Source organism: Fibrobacter sp. UWB11 (genome assembly GCF_900143015.1).
GTDB lineage: Bacteria > Fibrobacterota > Fibrobacteria > Fibrobacterales > Fibrobacteraceae > Fibrobacter.
The window spans coordinates 38,484-55,019 of the sequence record NZ_FSRT01000005.1 but is presented as its reverse complement, the minus strand read 5'-3'; the positions used below and the strand labels follow the sequence as shown (position 1 = coordinate 55,019).

Annotated in this window: 17 protein-coding genes; 14 read left to right on the top strand and 3 right to left on the bottom strand. The window is 47.0% G+C overall.

Features of this window, described 5'->3' with window-relative positions; all coding sequences use genetic code 11:
- Positions 1 to 65 precede the first annotated feature (65 nt).
- The 6 genes from BUQ91_RS14865 (at position 66) to BUQ91_RS14840 (ending at position 6,550) form a co-directional block, all read left to right on the top strand.
- Positions 66 to 650 (top strand): hypothetical protein, encoded by a 585-nt coding sequence (locus tag BUQ91_RS14865; RefSeq protein WP_074209844.1) that lies wholly within the window; start codon positions 66 to 68, stop codon positions 648 to 650.
- Positions 647 to 1,054, top strand: a complete 408-nt coding sequence (locus tag BUQ91_RS14860) for a hypothetical protein (protein WP_139299761.1) — start codon at positions 647 to 649, stop codon at positions 1,052 to 1,054. Before BUQ91_RS14865 ends, BUQ91_RS14860 begins: the two co-directional genes overlap by 4 nt.
- Positions 1,055 to 1,138: 84 nt before the next feature.
- Positions 1,139 to 2,863 (top strand): SpoIIE family protein phosphatase, encoded by a 1,725-nt coding sequence (locus tag BUQ91_RS14855; RefSeq protein WP_074209842.1) that lies wholly within the window; start codon positions 1,139 to 1,141, stop codon positions 2,861 to 2,863.
- Between the two features lie 136 nt (positions 2,864 to 2,999).
- Entirely contained in the window at positions 3,000 to 3,833 is an 834-nt protein-coding gene (locus tag BUQ91_RS14850; RefSeq protein WP_072826743.1) for a TIGR02147 family protein, read from the top strand.
- A complete protein-coding gene (locus BUQ91_RS14845; protein WP_074209841.1) occupies positions 3,820 to 4,764 on the top strand; it encodes a hypothetical protein in 945 nt (314 codons plus the stop codon). The genes BUQ91_RS14850 and BUQ91_RS14845 overlap by 14 nt, the downstream gene beginning before the upstream one ends.
- A 103-nt stretch (positions 4,765 to 4,867) precedes the next feature.
- Complete coding sequence (locus tag BUQ91_RS14840) at positions 4,868 to 6,550, top strand: hypothetical protein (RefSeq protein WP_074209840.1); 1,683 nt, start codon at positions 4,868 to 4,870, stop codon at positions 6,548 to 6,550.
- 82 nt (positions 6,551 to 6,632) lie between these two features.
- Here the strand turns inward: BUQ91_RS14840 and BUQ91_RS14835 are convergent, their stop codons facing one another.
- Complete coding sequence (locus BUQ91_RS14835; RefSeq protein ID WP_074209839.1) at positions 6,633 to 7,064, bottom strand: hypothetical protein; 432 nt, start codon at positions 7,062 to 7,064, stop codon at positions 6,633 to 6,635.
- Between the two features lie 76 nt (positions 7,065 to 7,140).
- A complete protein-coding gene (locus BUQ91_RS14830; protein WP_074209838.1) occupies positions 7,141 to 8,022 on the bottom strand; it encodes a hypothetical protein in 882 nt (293 codons plus the stop codon).
- Between the two features lie 437 nt (positions 8,023 to 8,459).
- On the opposite strand from BUQ91_RS14830, the gene BUQ91_RS14825 reads away from it, so the two are divergent.
- Genes BUQ91_RS14825 through BUQ91_RS14805 form a run of 5 tightly spaced genes read left to right on the top strand, consistent with a single transcriptional unit; the run spans position 8,460 to position 13,136 of the window.
- Positions 8,460 to 10,217, top strand: coding sequence for a type II secretion system protein GspD (locus tag BUQ91_RS14825; RefSeq protein ID WP_074209837.1), 1,758 nt, complete (start codon positions 8,460 to 8,462; stop codon positions 10,215 to 10,217).
- Complete coding sequence (locus BUQ91_RS14820) at positions 10,214 to 11,422, top strand: hypothetical protein (protein WP_074209836.1); 1,209 nt, start codon at positions 10,214 to 10,216, stop codon at positions 11,420 to 11,422. The genes BUQ91_RS14825 and BUQ91_RS14820 overlap by 4 nt, the downstream gene beginning before the upstream one ends.
- Positions 11,370 to 12,359 carry a bactofilin family protein gene (locus BUQ91_RS14815; protein WP_139299760.1) on the top strand — a complete coding sequence of 330 codons (990 nt, stop codon included), beginning with the start codon at positions 11,370 to 11,372 and terminating at the stop codon, positions 12,357 to 12,359. The genes BUQ91_RS14820 and BUQ91_RS14815 overlap by 53 nt, the downstream gene beginning before the upstream one ends.
- Positions 12,356 to 12,772 (top strand): type IV pilus modification PilV family protein, encoded by a 417-nt coding sequence (locus BUQ91_RS14810; RefSeq protein WP_139299759.1) that lies wholly within the window; start codon positions 12,356 to 12,358, stop codon positions 12,770 to 12,772. Before BUQ91_RS14815 ends, BUQ91_RS14810 begins: the two co-directional genes overlap by 4 nt.
- Positions 12,773 to 12,779: 7 nt before the next feature.
- A complete protein-coding gene (locus tag BUQ91_RS14805; RefSeq protein ID WP_074209833.1) occupies positions 12,780 to 13,136 on the top strand; it encodes a prepilin-type N-terminal cleavage/methylation domain-containing protein in 357 nt (118 codons plus the stop codon).
- 199 nt (positions 13,137 to 13,335) lie between these two features.
- Here the strand turns inward: BUQ91_RS14805 and BUQ91_RS14800 are convergent, their stop codons facing one another.
- Complete coding sequence (locus tag BUQ91_RS14800; protein WP_074209832.1) at positions 13,336 to 14,889, bottom strand: glycosyltransferase; 1,554 nt, start codon at positions 14,887 to 14,889, stop codon at positions 13,336 to 13,338.
- A gap of 154 nt (positions 14,890 to 15,043) precedes the next feature.
- Here BUQ91_RS14800 and BUQ91_RS14795 point away from each other — a divergent pair, with 154 nt between their 5' ends.
- Genes BUQ91_RS14795 through BUQ91_RS14785 form a run of 3 tightly spaced genes read left to right on the top strand, consistent with a single transcriptional unit; the run spans position 15,044 to position 16,536 of the window.
- Complete coding sequence (locus BUQ91_RS14795; protein WP_074209831.1) at positions 15,044 to 15,592, top strand: sulfurtransferase TusA family protein; 549 nt, start codon at positions 15,044 to 15,046, stop codon at positions 15,590 to 15,592.
- A 9-nt stretch (positions 15,593 to 15,601) separates the two neighbouring features.
- Entirely contained in the window at positions 15,602 to 16,192 is a 591-nt protein-coding gene (locus BUQ91_RS14790) for a hypothetical protein (protein ID WP_074209830.1), read from the top strand.
- A 2-nt stretch (positions 16,193 to 16,194) separates the two neighbouring features.
- Positions 16,195 to 16,536, top strand: a complete 342-nt coding sequence (locus BUQ91_RS14785; RefSeq protein WP_074209829.1) for a hypothetical protein — start codon at positions 16,195 to 16,197, stop codon at positions 16,534 to 16,536.

The following is a 16,536-nucleotide window of genomic DNA, read 5'->3' as shown; positions in this document are numbered from 1 at the left end:
ACAAATTCATTTTTTTGAGCAGAAGCTAAATTAGGTGTGCTGTATTTTGTACATTATACGCATCGATGATGAAATTCAAGAAATTTATTTCGACAAGTAAAAAAAATTTGTCGACAAGCATAAGTAATTTGAAGAGAAAAGATCGGCTGGTGAAATTATTCGTCACCGCGACGTTTCTTTTGTATATGGTATTTTGCTATTCATGTTATAATCCCATTGAAGGCGATATCTATCCTATACGTCAGCACTCCATTTGGACAGAATCTGTCGGCGAAAAGGAACCTTGTTACTTAGAGGGCAAGAAACTTTTTTTGGAAAGAGAAAGTCAAGACGATTCATTTTTACATGAATTTTTTATAGGCAAAAACAGATTGTACGTATGGCATCTTCAATATCTGGATGATGATGGCGTCCGAAAGAATATTTTGACTTATAGATTTCATTTTCATGGTGGCATTGGAGCCGTTATTCAGGGAACAAGTTTAGGGCTTGATGTAAAAGGGGATTCCGTTGAAGTCGTTTACGATGTTGAACCTTATGATGGAATCACGATTGAGCCTGGCCCTTATTCTGATAAAATCGTTGTCTTGAAGGGTAACCCTGATAGATGGGCTAGAGCTTCTCTTTGCTATATAAGGTGGTCAAATTGATAGATAAGATTATTGATAAATTTTTGACATTGATTGCCTTTATCTCTACGGCGTGTCTTGCGGTGCATGCAACTCCCTTATATCTGTTCAGAAAGGGTGCTTCTGGAGTATCATCGGAAGAGGTTGTTCCGTTAGCGGAATTTGTTGGACGGGTTTTAATTGGCTCTGTTTTTGTTCTTGTGACAACTACAATGTTCCTTGCTCTATCGGTAGCATCTGTTTTATTGCTGCTTGAACTTTTTTCGGTGAAAATCAAGCCGGTGCAGAATAAGGATTGGACTGTTTTTGCGGCAGTTGGTTATGCCCCGATTTTACCCTTTGCTGTGTTGACTGCTTGGTATATTATTATGTGTTATGTGGTGATAATGCCATTGAAATATATCATTGAAAGGTTTTTCTTTTAAATAATCCAAAGTAGATTGCATTTCTCGTTAGAAAAAATGCGGTAACGCAAAAAAAGACTATATTGAAAAAGACGAAGGGGAAGTATGAAAGATATACGTAAATATTTTCTTATTGCGTTTCTCTGTGGGCTTGTGTTCTTTGTTTTCGGAGTTCCGTGCAGAGAGTTGTTTAGAATTTCCGAAACGACTGAGGTTCGAATTGTTGCGGCACTTCCGTTGCTGTTTGGCATCTCGTTTGGCTTTTGGGGTGTCTTTGGTTGCGCGGTCGCGAATCTCATTGCCGATATCATGTCGGGGTATGAGCCCGTTATCTTTATTCCAGGATTCTTTATCCAGATTATTTATGGGTATGTCCCTGCCGTAATTTGGAATAAACTCCGTAAAAATGACGAAAATAAGTTTAAGCTCGACAGGGTGCACAAGAATGTCCAGTACATGCTTATTGTGCTCCTGGATTCTGTCGCCGCGGCGTTCATGGTCGTGAGCGTCATAAAGCTCAAGTATGATGAATCTTATTTCTCGATGCTTTCTGCCAATATATTCTTTAACCAGTTTATCACCATGGTGGTAATCGGTTTCCCGTACCTTATTTTGGCGTCGTTGCATTATCAGCGCAAAATGCGCAAAGAAGCGGGCTCTTCCGAAAATTTCATTTTTTCATTTTCGTTAAACGAAAAATTTATTTTGTTCTTTCTGGCGTCGAGTATCATTATTTCGATAGCGATTGGAATTGCCAGTTACCCAACTATTGCGCTTAGATATGGGGAGAGTAACCTTTATCTTTGGAGCTACGTGTATTTCTTGATTGGCGGGCTTCTCAATATCGGAATTTGGGTGTCGCTAGGATTTTTGTATTACATGGAACGGACCGTGACAAAGCCTATCGAACGCATGAGCGAAATCGCAAAGACGATCGGTCAGCAAACTGATATTGATTTGAAAATCCAGAACATTTTGCACAAGTGTCAAAAGTACGTCTATTATACTTCCGAAGTCGGAAAGCTCGCTCGTTCGTATAAAGAAATGGCTGTCGAGTTGGAAGATTATGTGAAAAATTTGACAGAGGTGACAGCTAAGGAACAAAAGGTCCACACGGAGCTTTCCATTGCGACGGCTATACAGCGGGCGAGCCTTTCTAGGCCTGTCGTTGTCGATGGCTTTGACTTTTATGCGGTGATGCGCCCCGCTTTGGAAGTTGGTGGTGACTTTTACGACAACTTTTTTATTGACGACGATCATCTCGCGTTGTTGATTGCGGATGTTTCCGGGAAGGGTGTCCCTGCGGCGCTGTTCATGATGGTTTCAAAAATTGTCCTCAAGCATAATTTGCAACAGGGACTTTCGCCTGCCGAAGCGCTGAATCGGGCCAATGACGAACTTGCGGAACACAATGTCCATGATATGTTTGTGACGTGCCTTTGCGGTATATTGAATATCAGGACTGGACAGCTTGTTTATGCGAATGCCGGGCACGAAAAACCGATTATCAAGCATAAAGATGGGGACTTCGAAATTGCTGATGTCAAGAGCGGATTTGTTCTTGCGGGGATGGAAGGCTATAGGTATAGGGATTTCGAAACGCAGTTGCAACCGGGAGATGCCATTTTTACGTATACCGATGGAATTCCCGAGGCGATTAACGAAAATAACGAAGAATTTGGAATGGAACGCTTGCTAAAAGTCTTGAATGAATCGAAAAACGATTCTGTCCGGTTGAGGTGTCGAAAAGTGCGCATGGCGGTAAAAGCGCATGCCGGAAACGCTCCCCAGTTCGACGATATCACGATGGTCTCGTTCGAGATGAAGTAGTATATGCTACAGGGTGTTGCATAACGAACTTTTTGATGTGGAATTTTTGTGAAATTGCTTAAATTTTAATAATTTTCTGCATTTTTGTAGCATAAAACTATTGACGTAGCATGAAAAACCATGTATATTTTGGAGTATGAGACCGATTGTCGAATATTCCGATTTCCGCATGTACATGCGAGACTTTTATGAAGAGCGCAAGCGCTGTTCCGCTTTTTCGTGGCGTGAGTTCTCGAAAATTACGGGATTTAGCTCACCCTCATATATGAAGGTCGTGTGTGACGGAAAAAGCAAGCTCAGCCGTATAGGTGTTGAACGCACTGGCTTTGCAATGGGACTTGTCGGATTTGAAATGGATTATTTCCGTGCGATGGTCGAATTCGGTCAGGCAGAAACCGAAGAAAAAAAGAAAGCCGCTTACGAGAGCATGCTTGCAATTGCGAAGGTCCACAAGGTTCGTGTTCTCGAAGGTGATTTGTTCAAGTATTACGATTCCTGGTGCAATCCTGTGCTCAGGGAACTTGCTCCGATTATGCCGGGCGCCACTCCTGGTGAAATGGCTAAGATGTGCTATCCCGAGATTTCGGCGCTCGAAGTGAAGGAGTCGCTTGACTTCTTGGGAAAGGCTGGGCTTTTAAAGAAGGAATCTGGAAATTTTGTACAGTCCGAAGTGTCCGTGAAAGGGACGCCCGATGCGACTCGCCTTGCCTTGCGCGGTATGCACCGCCAAATGTCCAAGCTTGCGACTCCGGCGTTGGATCTCCCTAAAGAAGAACGCAATTTTAGTGGCGTTACAATGGGCATTTCACGACAAACGTACGAACAGATTGTGAAAGAACTCGATGATTTTCGCCATAAGATTATTTCCATTGCTGCTGAAGATAAGAATATTGAACAAGTTTATAGATTGAATTTGCAGTTATTCCCGTTGACCAAGAATGTTAAGGAGAATGGCAATGAACAAGTTTAAAGTTTACACGATCAAGTTGTCGAGTTTTGTTTCTTTTGCCATTGTTCTCCTTTGTGCAAGTTTGTTCTGCGTGGGGTGTGGCGATGGAAATTTAGCAGGCACTTCCGAAGAACCGAATGAAATCATTGCGGAACGTCTTTCGAGTTCGGAACCGTCTAGTTCGAACCAAAACTCTGTGCAGATCTCTAGTTCTTCAAATGTTGAAAATTCAGTTTCGTCTTCTAGCGAACAGAATACTTATTCAAGAAAATCTTCTAGCTCTAGAGACCGTCAAGAAGGCAAAATGTCAAGCAGTTCGCAAAGGCTTGATGTAGATCCGATGCCTGAAAGTTCTGCAAGCCAAGACGGTGAAAGCCGGACCCCAATTATGAATTCTGACGGCAATTCCTTGGGCGATTACTTGCACTTGTTTAATTTGGATAAAGAAAACTTCGATAACAATGTTTTGGCGGCTACGTTTGTAGATGCTAACAAGGGCAATACTGACACGCAACCGCCTAATACGCAAAACCCGATACCTGCGGAAGCTACGGAATTCGATGTTCTTGAAAAAGTGATTCGCTTTGTTAAACAGAATGTTGGCGCATTGCCTAGCTTGTTCCCGAATGCTTCTTTGAAATATTCTGAACTGGCTACGTCAATTGCAAAGGGCGAGGCTGATGAAAACTGTGGCCTTTACATGCTGAATATTAATGGTGGCGAATATGCGGGCCATATCCTTGCCCAGATTTCAAGTCATAAGATTACAGTGCTGGATATCGCTGCTGATGCTTGTGCCCAAAAGAAGAATCAGCAGATGGTGCGTTTCCTTTTCGAGTTCTGTGGCGAAATCGATAAAAGTCCTGAAATCGAAAGAATTGCTGTGAACGGTGATATGTCTGAAGGAACCTGCTCGGAATTGAGTCAAAAAGACGAGTGGGTGAAAAATTAAAGTTAAAGACTAAACGCTAAAAATTAAATGTGAAAAGCAAATGCATAACTCCTTGCGGATGCAAGGGGCTTAGGGAAAGTTTATATAAAAAAGGAGAAATACCATGAAACGTAAAATATCTCGATGGTCATGCGGCATAGCCGTAGCATCGCTGGCGGCGCTTGCGCTAGTTGCTTGCGATAACGAAACTCTAGCCGGCCCGAGCTTCAACAGCACAAATTCTTCGCTAGCTGAAAGTTCTTCGTCCGAGATTGTTGCTCGCCCGACGTGTGATGCGTTGTCCCCGGAGTGCGGCTATACAGTTGAAGAACTTTGCCGAATGGGCGAGACCCGCTTCTGCGGAAATAGCTCGTCTTCATCCGTTATTCCGCTCAGCTCGCAGTGTGCTGCGTTGCTCCCTGAGTGCGGTTACACTGTTGAACAACTTTGCGAAATGGGCATAACCTACTACTGCGCGAATAGTTCCTCGTCTGTGCAGCATCCGTCAAGCTCAAGCTCTGTTGAAACTTGTCCGATTGGTACTCATAGGACTTCAACTTGTCGCGGCAAAGATTTTTATGTCCCTGTTTGCTGCGAAGATGAAGACGATCCCATTGAAACTTGCCAGCATGTGAGCGACGTAAAATGTGAGGCTTGCCTTCCTGGAGAAAAGTGTATTTGTCATCCTTGCAATGAACGTTTAGAATCTGAAAGCCGTGATTGCAGTACGGGTAAAGAACTTTATTGTAAAGACGGTGAATGGAAAACTTCTACAGAAATTTGCCCGAATGGTCGTTGGACAACATCCTGTGGCGACAAAGAGTTCCATGAACCGGTTTGTTGCACTGAAGAAATGCGTGGAACTTGCAAGCATATCTCGGATTACGATGGTATGACTGCTCAAGGCGATTGCGTGAACCAGAACGGAAGTTCTGCCGTGGACTGCGTGACCGGCGACAACTATCAATGCAGAAACAACAATTGGGAAAAAGTTGCTTGCTTGAACATCAAGCCGGACGAATGTAAGCCGGGAATGGGCGGATGCGGTTACCGCCTTTGCGAACCGAATGGCATCAAGGAAATCGCCGATTGCGAAAGCGGAGCCATCTACTATTGCGACGGTGAAAAGTGGGAAGTCAAGGAAACGGAAAACAATCAGCGCTGTGCTCGCGGTGAATTGGAATATTGCGAAGCCTGCTACCGGGAAGGTGAATTCGAAGGCCATTACAAGTGCGAAAATGGCAAATGGAAAGAGTACGGCTTGGGTGATGAAATTTGCGTACATGTCAGCAAGCTCAAATGCAAACTGGGAATGGTCGGCTGTGGCTCCTGCGATCCTATTTATGAAGGCACTATTGCCGAAGACTGCGAGACGGGATATCCGTATCAATGCCATAACGGATTCTGGTCTGAAATTTCCGTACTTCCCAGATGTGACGCCTTGTCTCCGGAATGTGGCTACAGCGAATACGAACTTTGCAGCAAGTACGGCCTTAAGGAATATTGCAACGACAAATGGCTGAGCGAACCTTGCGATGGTTCGGAATCTAGCCGCGACCTCCGCATTTACGCAAATGATGATCTCTATAGAAGCGAAAACTACATCTGCGTCAATGGCAAGTGGGTGGAACGCTACAGGTTTTACGAATGTGCCGAAGAATTAGAGTGCGATAACCCTTCTATCCGTTGCCAGTCCAGCCCGCATATCGGAACGGCTTGCGATGGTGATGGAACGACCAAAGGGATCGATGGTTGCGTTTTGTACTGTAGCAACGGGGCATATCTCTACGCTCCGCCTCCGATGTAATTGATTTCTGATGAATTGAATCCTGCAACGAGCTAAAAAAAGCGGTGTCCTAGGACACCGCTTTGTGTTGGGGTTGGAGTAGCTAAATCTTTGGACCTTTGGGGAATAATGGCCCGTGTTCGCCTGGACGCGGAACATCAAATGGAGGGGTTCCCGGCTTGATTTTATCTTGATTCTCAAACGGCCCTTTGCGGATAACGTTTTCTTTGACTTTTTCTCGATTTTCGTTCTCGATGTTGTTCTTTGCTTTTTGCTGGAGCAATTCTTCTTGAACGTCCTTGACTTCATCTTTGGCGTTTGCCTTGATGTCCGATAAAATTTGTTGTCTAGCTAGTTTGCGTTCTTCGCGTAAACGTTGCCAGTCTTCTTTTTGCTTTTGCCCGAGGTCGGGTACGCCTTGTGTAATTTCGGTCTTTTCGATAGGTGTCGCAATATCGGATTCCGGCTGTGCAAGCGGAACCGACACGAGCGCCGATCCGGTCAAAAGTGCGATGATTTTACTTGTGTTTTTCATAGCGTTAACCTTGAAAAGACTCGAAAAGAGGGCGACGGTATTTCTCCGCCGCCCAATTCTAAGGAATTAAAATTCCTTATTCAATCGTAGCAACGGTCTTTTCTTCTTTTGCAGATTCTTTTTCAGCTTTCTGGGCTTCACGTTCAGCCTTCTTGGCTTCCATCTCTGCCTTGCGTGCTTCGCGTTCGGCCTTCAAAGCTTCTTCGTGTTCTGCGCGCTTTGCATCAAGTTCGGCCTTCTTGGCTTCCATTTCGGCCTTGCGAGCTTCGCGTTCAGCCTTCAAAGCTTCTTCACGTTCTGCGCGCTTTGCATCAAGTTCGGCCTTCTTGGCTTCCATTTCGGCCTTGCGAGCTTCGCGTTCGGCCTTCAAAGCTTCTTCGCGTTCTGCGCGCTTTGCCTCGAGTTCAGCCTTCTTTGCTTCCATTTCAGCCTTGCGAGCTTCGCGTTCAGCCTTCAAAGCTTCTTCACGTTCTGCGCGCTTAGCTTCTTCTTCGGCACGCTTTGCTTCCATTTCAGCCTTGCGAGCTTCGTGTTCAGCCTTCATTGCTTTTTCACGTTCTGCACGCTTTGCTTCTTCTTCAGCCTTCTTAGCTTCATGTTCGGCCTTCTTGGCTGCCATTTCTGCTTCGTGGGCTTCGCGTTCGGCCTGGAGTTCTTCTTCCGTCTTCGGGGTCGGCGGAACGATATCAGCCTTCGGCGGTGTCGGCGGGACTACTGCAAGTTCATCCTTGTCGAGCTTGATTTTGTCCAAGAGTTCCTTGCGTGCTTCCTTACTTTCGTCACGTAATTTTTCGAAATCGCTCTTGTCAGTGATTTCGGTTTTGACTTCTGTCGAAATTTCGGAGGAAATGTCGGCCTTGCTGACTCTTCTTATATCCGAGAAGTTGCTCTTTGCAGATGCTGTTGCAAAAAAAGCGAGTGTCGAAAGTGTGAGAACTGCGATGAATTTTGATTTCATAATTAATCCTTCCTTGATTAAGGGTGTTTTTTACTCCTTTGCCCTAAATAAAGCAATAATCGTGCCAGTTTTTAGGAAAGTGCCATTTTTGCTTAAAAATCGCATGTTTTGTTCTAAAATTCTGAAATGAGGCTTTGAAATTTCGCGAAAAAACGAGGTGATTCGCCTCACTGGGGACTAAAGTTCCGAAAATTTCAAATCATCTTGCAATAGTCTATAAAGTAAGAAGCGTTGGCGCTTGGGCCCCGCCCGCATGTATTTTATTTTGCTTTATAAAAGCACTTTTTTTGATTTGTCGCATACTTTTCTTGAAAAGTTTTTCTATTTTGAAAACCGCTTATTATATCGTTCCTTTGATCCTTTAATTTTATCCCGGGCAGGGGCCGCAATTATTCACTTGTTGGTGAAACGCGGGCATGCGCATTTAGGAGAAGCGTATGCTTCTGAGGATCTTGGGAATATCCCTCTTGACATTGTTTTTGTGTGTCGGTGCTGCGCCGAGTCGCTTTTCGGAAAAGTCTCCGCCGAGTTCGGTGATGCTTGATTTTGCCGGAGTCCCTATGGCAGAGGTGGCGCGGACTCTTTCGCGAGCTTATGGAACATCGATTTTGACGGATGATGCGGACGATGTGCGCGTGACGTTTCATCTAGAAGGGCTGAGCCTTTTTGAAGGGCTTACGGCGTTGTGTGCAGCAAATGGCCTAGAGTTGGTGCAGGAGGGGAGTGTTTATCATATTCGCCGAGCGCGAACTTTGGACGGCCGAATTGCTCTTACGGATTCCGGGGCGGTGATTGATGTCAAGAACATGAATGTTCGTGAGTTTATTCGTGAATTCAGCTTGAATATGGGTGTGAATGTACTTGCGGATTACGATGTAGATGGTGTGGTGACTGGAAACTTGAGGGGAATGGTTCCGGAAAAGGCGATTCGAGTGTTGATGAAATCGAACGGGTTCAAAGTGCGCGGGGAGCGTGGTTGCTTGCGTGTTTCTCGGGCGAGAACAGGGAATGACGGGAACGTTTTGAATAGCTCACCGGATGGCGCGGAAATTTCAGTAGAACGTGTGGGTGATTTGTATTCGGTGAATTTGCAGTCGGTTCCGTTAAAGTCTGCGCTCAAGGCGATTGCCGATGAGGCTGAACTTAATTTGGCAATTTATGGAAACTTGAATGAAACGGTACAAATGTCCTTTAAGAATGTTCCTTTGCCGGAACTTTTAGCATCACTTTTTCGCGGAAGTGCGTTCACGTTTCGGCTAGATTCGTCGTCGCTTTGGGTCTCGGAAGAAGGGGCTTCTAAGGCGCTTGCCGATATGCGAGTTTACTCGTTAAAGCATGTTGCGCCAGAAAAAGCTATGGCGCAGCTTTCAAAATTTATGAAAGGTATGGAAATCAGTGTTTCGGAGTACCGGGAACAGAATGCGCTTGTACTTGGAGGTTCGCCGCGGGCAATGGAACGTGCTGCAGAGTTTCTAGAAATGATTGATGTGCCGCAAATGCAGGTGACGCTAGCTTGTGTGATTGTCGAATTTCGCAAAGGGCGGGGTTTTGCAATTGGCGTGCGGAGCGGGGCTACGCGGAATGTAGGGGAGCGCGATATCCAAGCTCGTGGATTCTTTGATTTCTTGGGAAAGGATATTTCGAAGTCGGGTGCGTTCGGCAAAATTGGAATTTTGCCGGATCGGTTCGAACTAGAACTTTCGTCGATGGAAGAAAATAACGAGGCGAAAGTTCTTGCGCGCCCGCGCATAACAACGCTCAACGGCAATAAAGCGGAACTGAATGTAACGAATACGGTCTATTACCTTGTCAGTCAAGTTTCTGCGGATGGGTATCCGATTACAGATTACCGCTCGTTTAACGATGGCATTTCGCTGGAGCTTACGCCGACGATGACGCAGGATGGATTGATAACGCTTTCGGTTTCTCCGGAGATTAAGACGGCGGGCAGGAGCAGCGGCGATGGCCCGCGTGATATCAGTTCGCGCAACATGAAGACGACGGTCGTGTTGCGCGATGGTGAAACACTTTGTTTGGGTGGTTTAATTCGCAAGAACAAAACGGAAGTGCGCTCGGCGGTACCGTTCTTGGGGAGTATTCCTTTGCTGGGGCGGTTGTTCAGCTATACATCCGAAGAAGAGGATGAAAGTGAACTTGCAATTTTTATCACGCCAAGTGTGGAGAAAACGAAATGATGGGGTGGACGAGGCGAATCGCGCCTGTTGCAGCGCGGATGATGACGTGGGAGGTGACTACCGCATTTGATGGAACTCTCACGGAAACGGAATTGCAAAAACGATTCGATGAGGATTGTAGAAATGCGTTTGGTGCGAATCTTGTCGATGGGAAATGCGAAAAAAATTGTGTGTTCTTTTGGCCGCTTGTGTCTTTCAACGCATCAGATGGCCGTAAACATCGTTACCTTGTGTCGATTGCAAATGAACCGCTTGAATGTTACCGAAAAAAGATTGATTGCTGCCTGCCGCGACAAATTGCGCTTTATGCTATTGCGGATAAAATATTGCGAGGTGGATGGAATGGTGTGGAGTGCTCGAAGTTTGATGATATGTGCGCGGGGCATGCTGAAGACTGCGCGGAAAATGGAAATTTGATGTTGGTTGCGCTTTGGAAAAATGTCTTGTATATTCTCGTTTTTGCGCAAGGTCGGTTATGCCATTGGTCCGAAGAATCTGAATATGGCGATTGCATTGATGAACGTTGCCGTAATCGAGTGGAACGCTTTAAATCGTTCTTGAAAACGGATGAATTATTTGCTAGTTCAGGCATATTTGGCGAAATTTGTATCTGCTGCGATGAAACTTGGAATATGAAAACTTTATTCCAAATAGGTGCAAAAGATCCTTTTTGGAATGGCCTAGATTTAGATGAATGTCAGTCGATGAAACCTTGTGAGAAACGGAGGTGGTCGATGTGTGCATTGATGCTATTGTCTTTGGGATTGTTACTTACGATGTTTTTTGGTCATTCGGTAGTTGCGCATCCCAACAAGGATATTCCTGCTGTTGAATTGTCGTCGCCTGCGGCGCGTGATTTGGAATTGTTGGCGTGGGCTGAAGGTCATCGCGATTTGCTCCCTGCAAAATGGAACCTTGGACGCGCGAGCATCGCGTATGATGAAATGTCTGGAAGTCGGCGAACATCGCGGAGTGCTTGCGATTCGTTGGAATGCAAGTTGCTTGGAATTGTAGGTGGACGTGTTGCGCTTATGAAAACGGCGATGGGTGAAACGAAAACACTTTCGGTCGGAGATTCGCTTTTTAGTTATCGCGTAAAAGAAATAGGCGGGAATGAAGTTGTATTGCGTTGTGGCCGTAAGGAGGTGCGTTATGAGATCGAGTCGCCAAAGGTCTCATCGATTGTCACGGTGGGGGCGCGGTAGTGTTTTGCCGCTAGTGCTAGGCGTGTTGCTTGTTCTTTCGATTTTGATGACTGCGCTGCTTCGTTTGCCAGGACCGCTTCGCCGATCGGTAGCGCATGTTGCTTACGAAACGCAAGAGATGTATTTGGCGGAATCGGCTGTGATAGCGAAGATTGAAGGTTTCTCGGATGGCTATTTTGCGGAACTTCCGGTGGTTGAATCTCGCGTGCTTGGACCATGGACTTTATGGCAGGCTGGAAAGTTCCAATTCCTTTTAGGCCATGCTTATGGGCGCTATTCCGCGTCGGAATGGGCTCATTGTGCCGTCTCTTTGGAGCAAAATTTGCGGGAGCGCATTTTGCAGTCGGATGGTCTCAGGTCACTTTCGGGGAATCGTCGTTTTTTCAATCTAGATTCAACTTTTATGGGGCGTGCTTCTTCGGTGGCGTTGAATGTGAGCGATGGTGATTTGACGTTAGATCTTGGCAGTTCGGGGGCCTTTGGCGAAAACTGCGGGCGTGTTTCGGTACGTTCGTTTATGGCGAAAGTCGAGGGCGATGTCAAGATTCGTGGAAACGTTCATTTTGATACGCTTAGAATTTATGCCGCTGGAAATGTGGCTCTGCAAGGTGCGGTGAGTGCGGACTTTGTAGAAATATTCGGGCTTGCAGGCGTGACTGTTTCGGGAAATGTTTCGCTTGGAGGAATTCTACTTTCAAAGCGGAATGTGGAAATCTCAGGGCATGCTAAAATGGGCTTCCCGAGTATTGCTGTTGCAGTGGGGTATCGCGGGAATCGTTTGGCGCTTCTTGAAAAGGCTGTTTTTGAAGGCGTTGCGCTTGCTCCTTCGGGCGTTCTGGACCGCGATTCTTCTGCAGTGTTGCTCGATTCATCAAGAGCGCTTTTGCCGTTTTGTATGGATTCTCGGCCTGTAGTGTTTGCTCGGAGGCGTTTATGACGTGCTTTCGTCATACTGAACGAAGTGAAGTATCCAGGGCATCTTGTATTGCCCATGCTATAAACTCTAGACTTGGCTTTACTTTGCCTGAAGTTTGTGTGGCATTGGCGGTTTTGCTTATCGGAACGACCGCGATGCTTGGCGCATGGAACTTTTTCAATCGCGAAATTGCGGATGAACGTTACCGCATAGAACGGTTCGAAAACGTCCTTTCGACAATGGAATCTTTGATAGCGAATAATTCGAATTGTGCGGATTCTTTGACTGGTGCACTCTCGCAAAATGTCTCGAGTTCCCTTGGATCGTCGGCGATTTCGGTTCGCTTCACCCGTGTTCCGGGCAATTCGCATTTAGCGTGGGCTGTCGTAGAGCATGGTGGATGTTCGCTCAAGCGCTTGGTGCGGTGTAGGTGAGGTGCGTATGAATTCACGGCAATTTCGCGGTTTTACGCTTTTGGAAATGCTCGTTGCGCTTGCCATAGCGTCGATTCTTGGAGCCGTTTCTCTTAACGTTTACGCGATGTTTCTCCACGGAACAACTGCTGCTTCGGACAACTACGTTCGTTTTGCGACAGAGCGCGCCGAGGACTTGCGCTGCCGCTCCCGTTTTGTCCGTGGTCTCCCGCCATGCGATACTGCCTCGCGCAAATCTCGTACATATCAAGAATCTCGCGGCGTTCAAACTGTCCGCGATTCCCGCGAATTTCGAACATCTAGTGCATCCCGCGACTGTCAAACGATTCGCGAATTTCGCGATGAGATCCGCTCGCGTTTCTAGAAATAACTGGATGTATCGTTCTACGAACTCGACATGACGATGGACGGCACGGCTTCTTGTTTTGCGTGCTAGGCATGACGGCGAGTGGCGCGACATCTAGCCTTGCGTCCGCGGCTTTCTCGGACAACAAAAAAGCCCCGCTTTTGCGGGGCCTCTTGAATAGCGTTTGCGGATTCTCGCTGCATCTTGCAATAAACTCTTAGTTCGTTGCCTGTTCTTCGACGCATTCAGAGCGTTTGATGGCTCTGCGAACTTCGAAAATGTTGCTGATGTAATGCATAAAGCTAAGCACGCTCACCGAGAGAAATCCGATTGCATAAAGGGCAAGGAACGGTCCGATGATGTACTTGCTGGCGTTGATGTATTCGAGCAAACCGAAGATGCAGTAGACGCCAACGATAAGTTCGAGGAGGGCCATCCACGGGAACTTCTGTGCGTAATGGCTCTTGGCCTTCTTCTTTGCACCACCGCTCTTCGGGGTACGGACGAAGCTGCCCTTTGTACCGAGAACTGCGGCGAACACTGCGCGGGAGTTGCTGACTGCGATGCCAACGCCGAGGGCCATCAAGATGGGGAGCGAGAGCAAGCGGATCTTCCAACCGGTGTAGCCGGAGCAACGCTGGGCGACAAAGTAAAGAACAGAAGGAGCGATTGCAGCGAGGAAGATGAATGCGAAACCAACCGTGTATGCCCAAGTGGGGAGGTGTCCGACCGGTTCAAAGAAGGCGAGCAACGGCCAAGCGCAGAGTGCGGTGAACAACATGCAGGGGTGGATCGAGTAGTGCGTCGTGTGGAGGATGGCGCCAATCTTCACGCGGAACGGAACCTTGGAGCGCAAAACCTTCGGCAAAATCTTGATAGCGGTCTGGATGGAACCCTTTGCCCAACGGAACTGCTGAGCCTTGAAAGCGTTGATGTCGTTCGGGAGTTCAGCCGGAACAATCACGTCGAACACAAACTTCATCTTCCAACCAGCAAGCTGGGAACGGTAAGAAAGGTCCATGTCTTCGGTGAGCGTATCGCCTTCCCAGCCGCCACCACCGTAAATAGCGTCCTTGCGCCAGACACCGGCGGTACCGTTGAAGTTCATAAAGAGCTTGCCCCAGCTACGTGCGGACTGTTCAATCACAAAGTGACCGTCAATGCCAATAGACTGAGCGAGCGTCAAACCGGATTCGGTGCGGTTCAAGTGACCCCAGCGGCCCTGGACAAGGCCTACCTGCGGATCCATGACCAAGTATGGGACGGTCTTCAAGAGGAAGTCTTTTTCAGGAACGAAGTCGGCGTCGAAGATGGCGAGGAATTCACCCTTTGCAACGGCCATGCCTTCCTTGAGGGCGCCAGCCTTGAAGTCCTTGCGGTTCGTGCGGTGGATGAGCTTGATGTCGTAACCACGTGCGGCAAGTTCAGCAACTTTCTTCTTGGTGACTTCGTAACATTCGTCCGTAGAGTCGTCCAAGACCTGGATTTCGTGCTTGTCTTTGGGGTAGTCGATGGCGCAGACCGCTTCGAGGAGTCGTTCTACGCAGTTGGCTTCGTTAAAAACCGGGAGCTGGGTCGTGACCTGCGGGAGGTCTGCCATGGAATGTTCGCGGTAGTACTTCAAGATCGCTTTGCGGTCTGAGAGTCGCGTCTTGCGGCTGTTCTTGAGGAACAGGTAGATGCTGTAGTAGCAACTGAACCCGTAAATCACCAATCCCACGCCTGCGATAACGTAGACGACGAACATTGCGTATAGTAGTATAGTACTCATTCTACTGTAACCTTTGCATTTATTGAATGCTTGGGGCCAAATATAGAAACGCTATGTGACCTTTGCTACATTTTTAAGGAAATTTAGCCCATTTTTTGCTTTGGAAAGTGTATTTTTACATAGGTTTGATTAGACTTTTTTACAATGGCGAAATATGCAAAAAATGGCAGATGAACGCAAGAAAAATTTAACATCTCCAATCGCTCGCTGGATCGAAGCGAACCGCGAAACCGCAGGTTTTACAGAATCTTTACGTAAATTGTTAATGTATGCGTGCGTGGAATGGATCCGCCGCGGAACTTCGGCGCTTTTGACCCCCGAAGAGGCTATTTCGAAGATTGTTTGCTGTGCGCTCCCCGAGTTTCCGGTGGGGGAATGGTCCGAAAATCCCGAAAATTACATGGATGAAATCGCCGATTTCTGTGAAAAGGTGAAAATTTTGCCTTTGCCGCAGGCTCTCCAGGGCGAAATTCCGTCTGTTTTGGACCTTCGAGGGGTAAAATGCCCCCTCAATGCCGCCCGCTCGAGAATCGTCATGTCGGGTTATCCGACCGGCCGAACGCTGAAAATCCTGCTCGATGAAGGCTCTCCTATCGAAAATGTGCCCGGATCGCTCATTGCTGATGGCCATAAAGTGCTTTCTCGTGAAAAAAAAGGCGATTTTTGGGAAATCGCGGTGGTCAAATCGGATTCTAAAGTATAGATTGTTTATGTGGAAAACAGAGTATTAGTTATAGGCGATGAATTATTTGGGCCCAAGGGCGAAGCGGCGAACCGTTTTGTAGAAGCTGTGCTTTGCCGGGAACCCAGTCGCCCTATACAGTTTTCCTTGAATGTGCCCGTAGCGGTCTCGTTATCGCAAATCAAGGCGCGCCTTTCTTCGGATGTTATCGGGAAAAATGCAGGCCGTATTATTGTAGGGCTTGGACTTCGCGAATTGAATCAAGGCGGTGCCGACGGGGCTTCTGTCGCCAATCTTTTGTTGCTTTTGGTGAATGAACTCGTAAATAAGACGCAATCGCGCCTGTTTTTGCTCACGATTCCAAGCGAAATGTTCCCGATTGCCATAAATGAGGTTGAATTTTTAAATACGTCTATCCGCGAAATTATAAAAATGAACGAAAATCGCATAGCTTTGCTCGATTTTGCAAAATATGCCGAGGAATTCAAGGAAAAACAGATGGCTCGTGGCAAGTTCGGACGCTCCCTCTTTATGGAAAATGGCGAACCGACGTCGCTTTGTTGCATGCTTTTAGCCCTGTATTTGCAGGATAGACTTGTAGAAGATTTAAAGGAGATGTAATTATGGGTCTTTTTGACAATCGTTTTGCTAGTAAAAATGCGGCTATGAGCCGTGCTTTCTCCATTGATTCCGAAAAGGACAAGCAGAAGCGCAATTCTCCCCGCGAACCTGCCGCCCCCAAGATGGGAATTTGCGACAAGTGCCACAAGGAAGCCTTGCTGCGCTCTTACCGCTCCCGTGAAATGTCCATGTCCGATGGAGCCGCAAGTTTTGGGACCGTGGTCAAGCACCTCTGCGAAGATTGTGCGCCCAAGTCCAAGCGTTTTGAAGATACGAACGTTCCGGCAATGGACAAGAAGCAAGTCAAGAACTTGATGCGTTCCGCCAAGAAGGGTCTGCTGTAA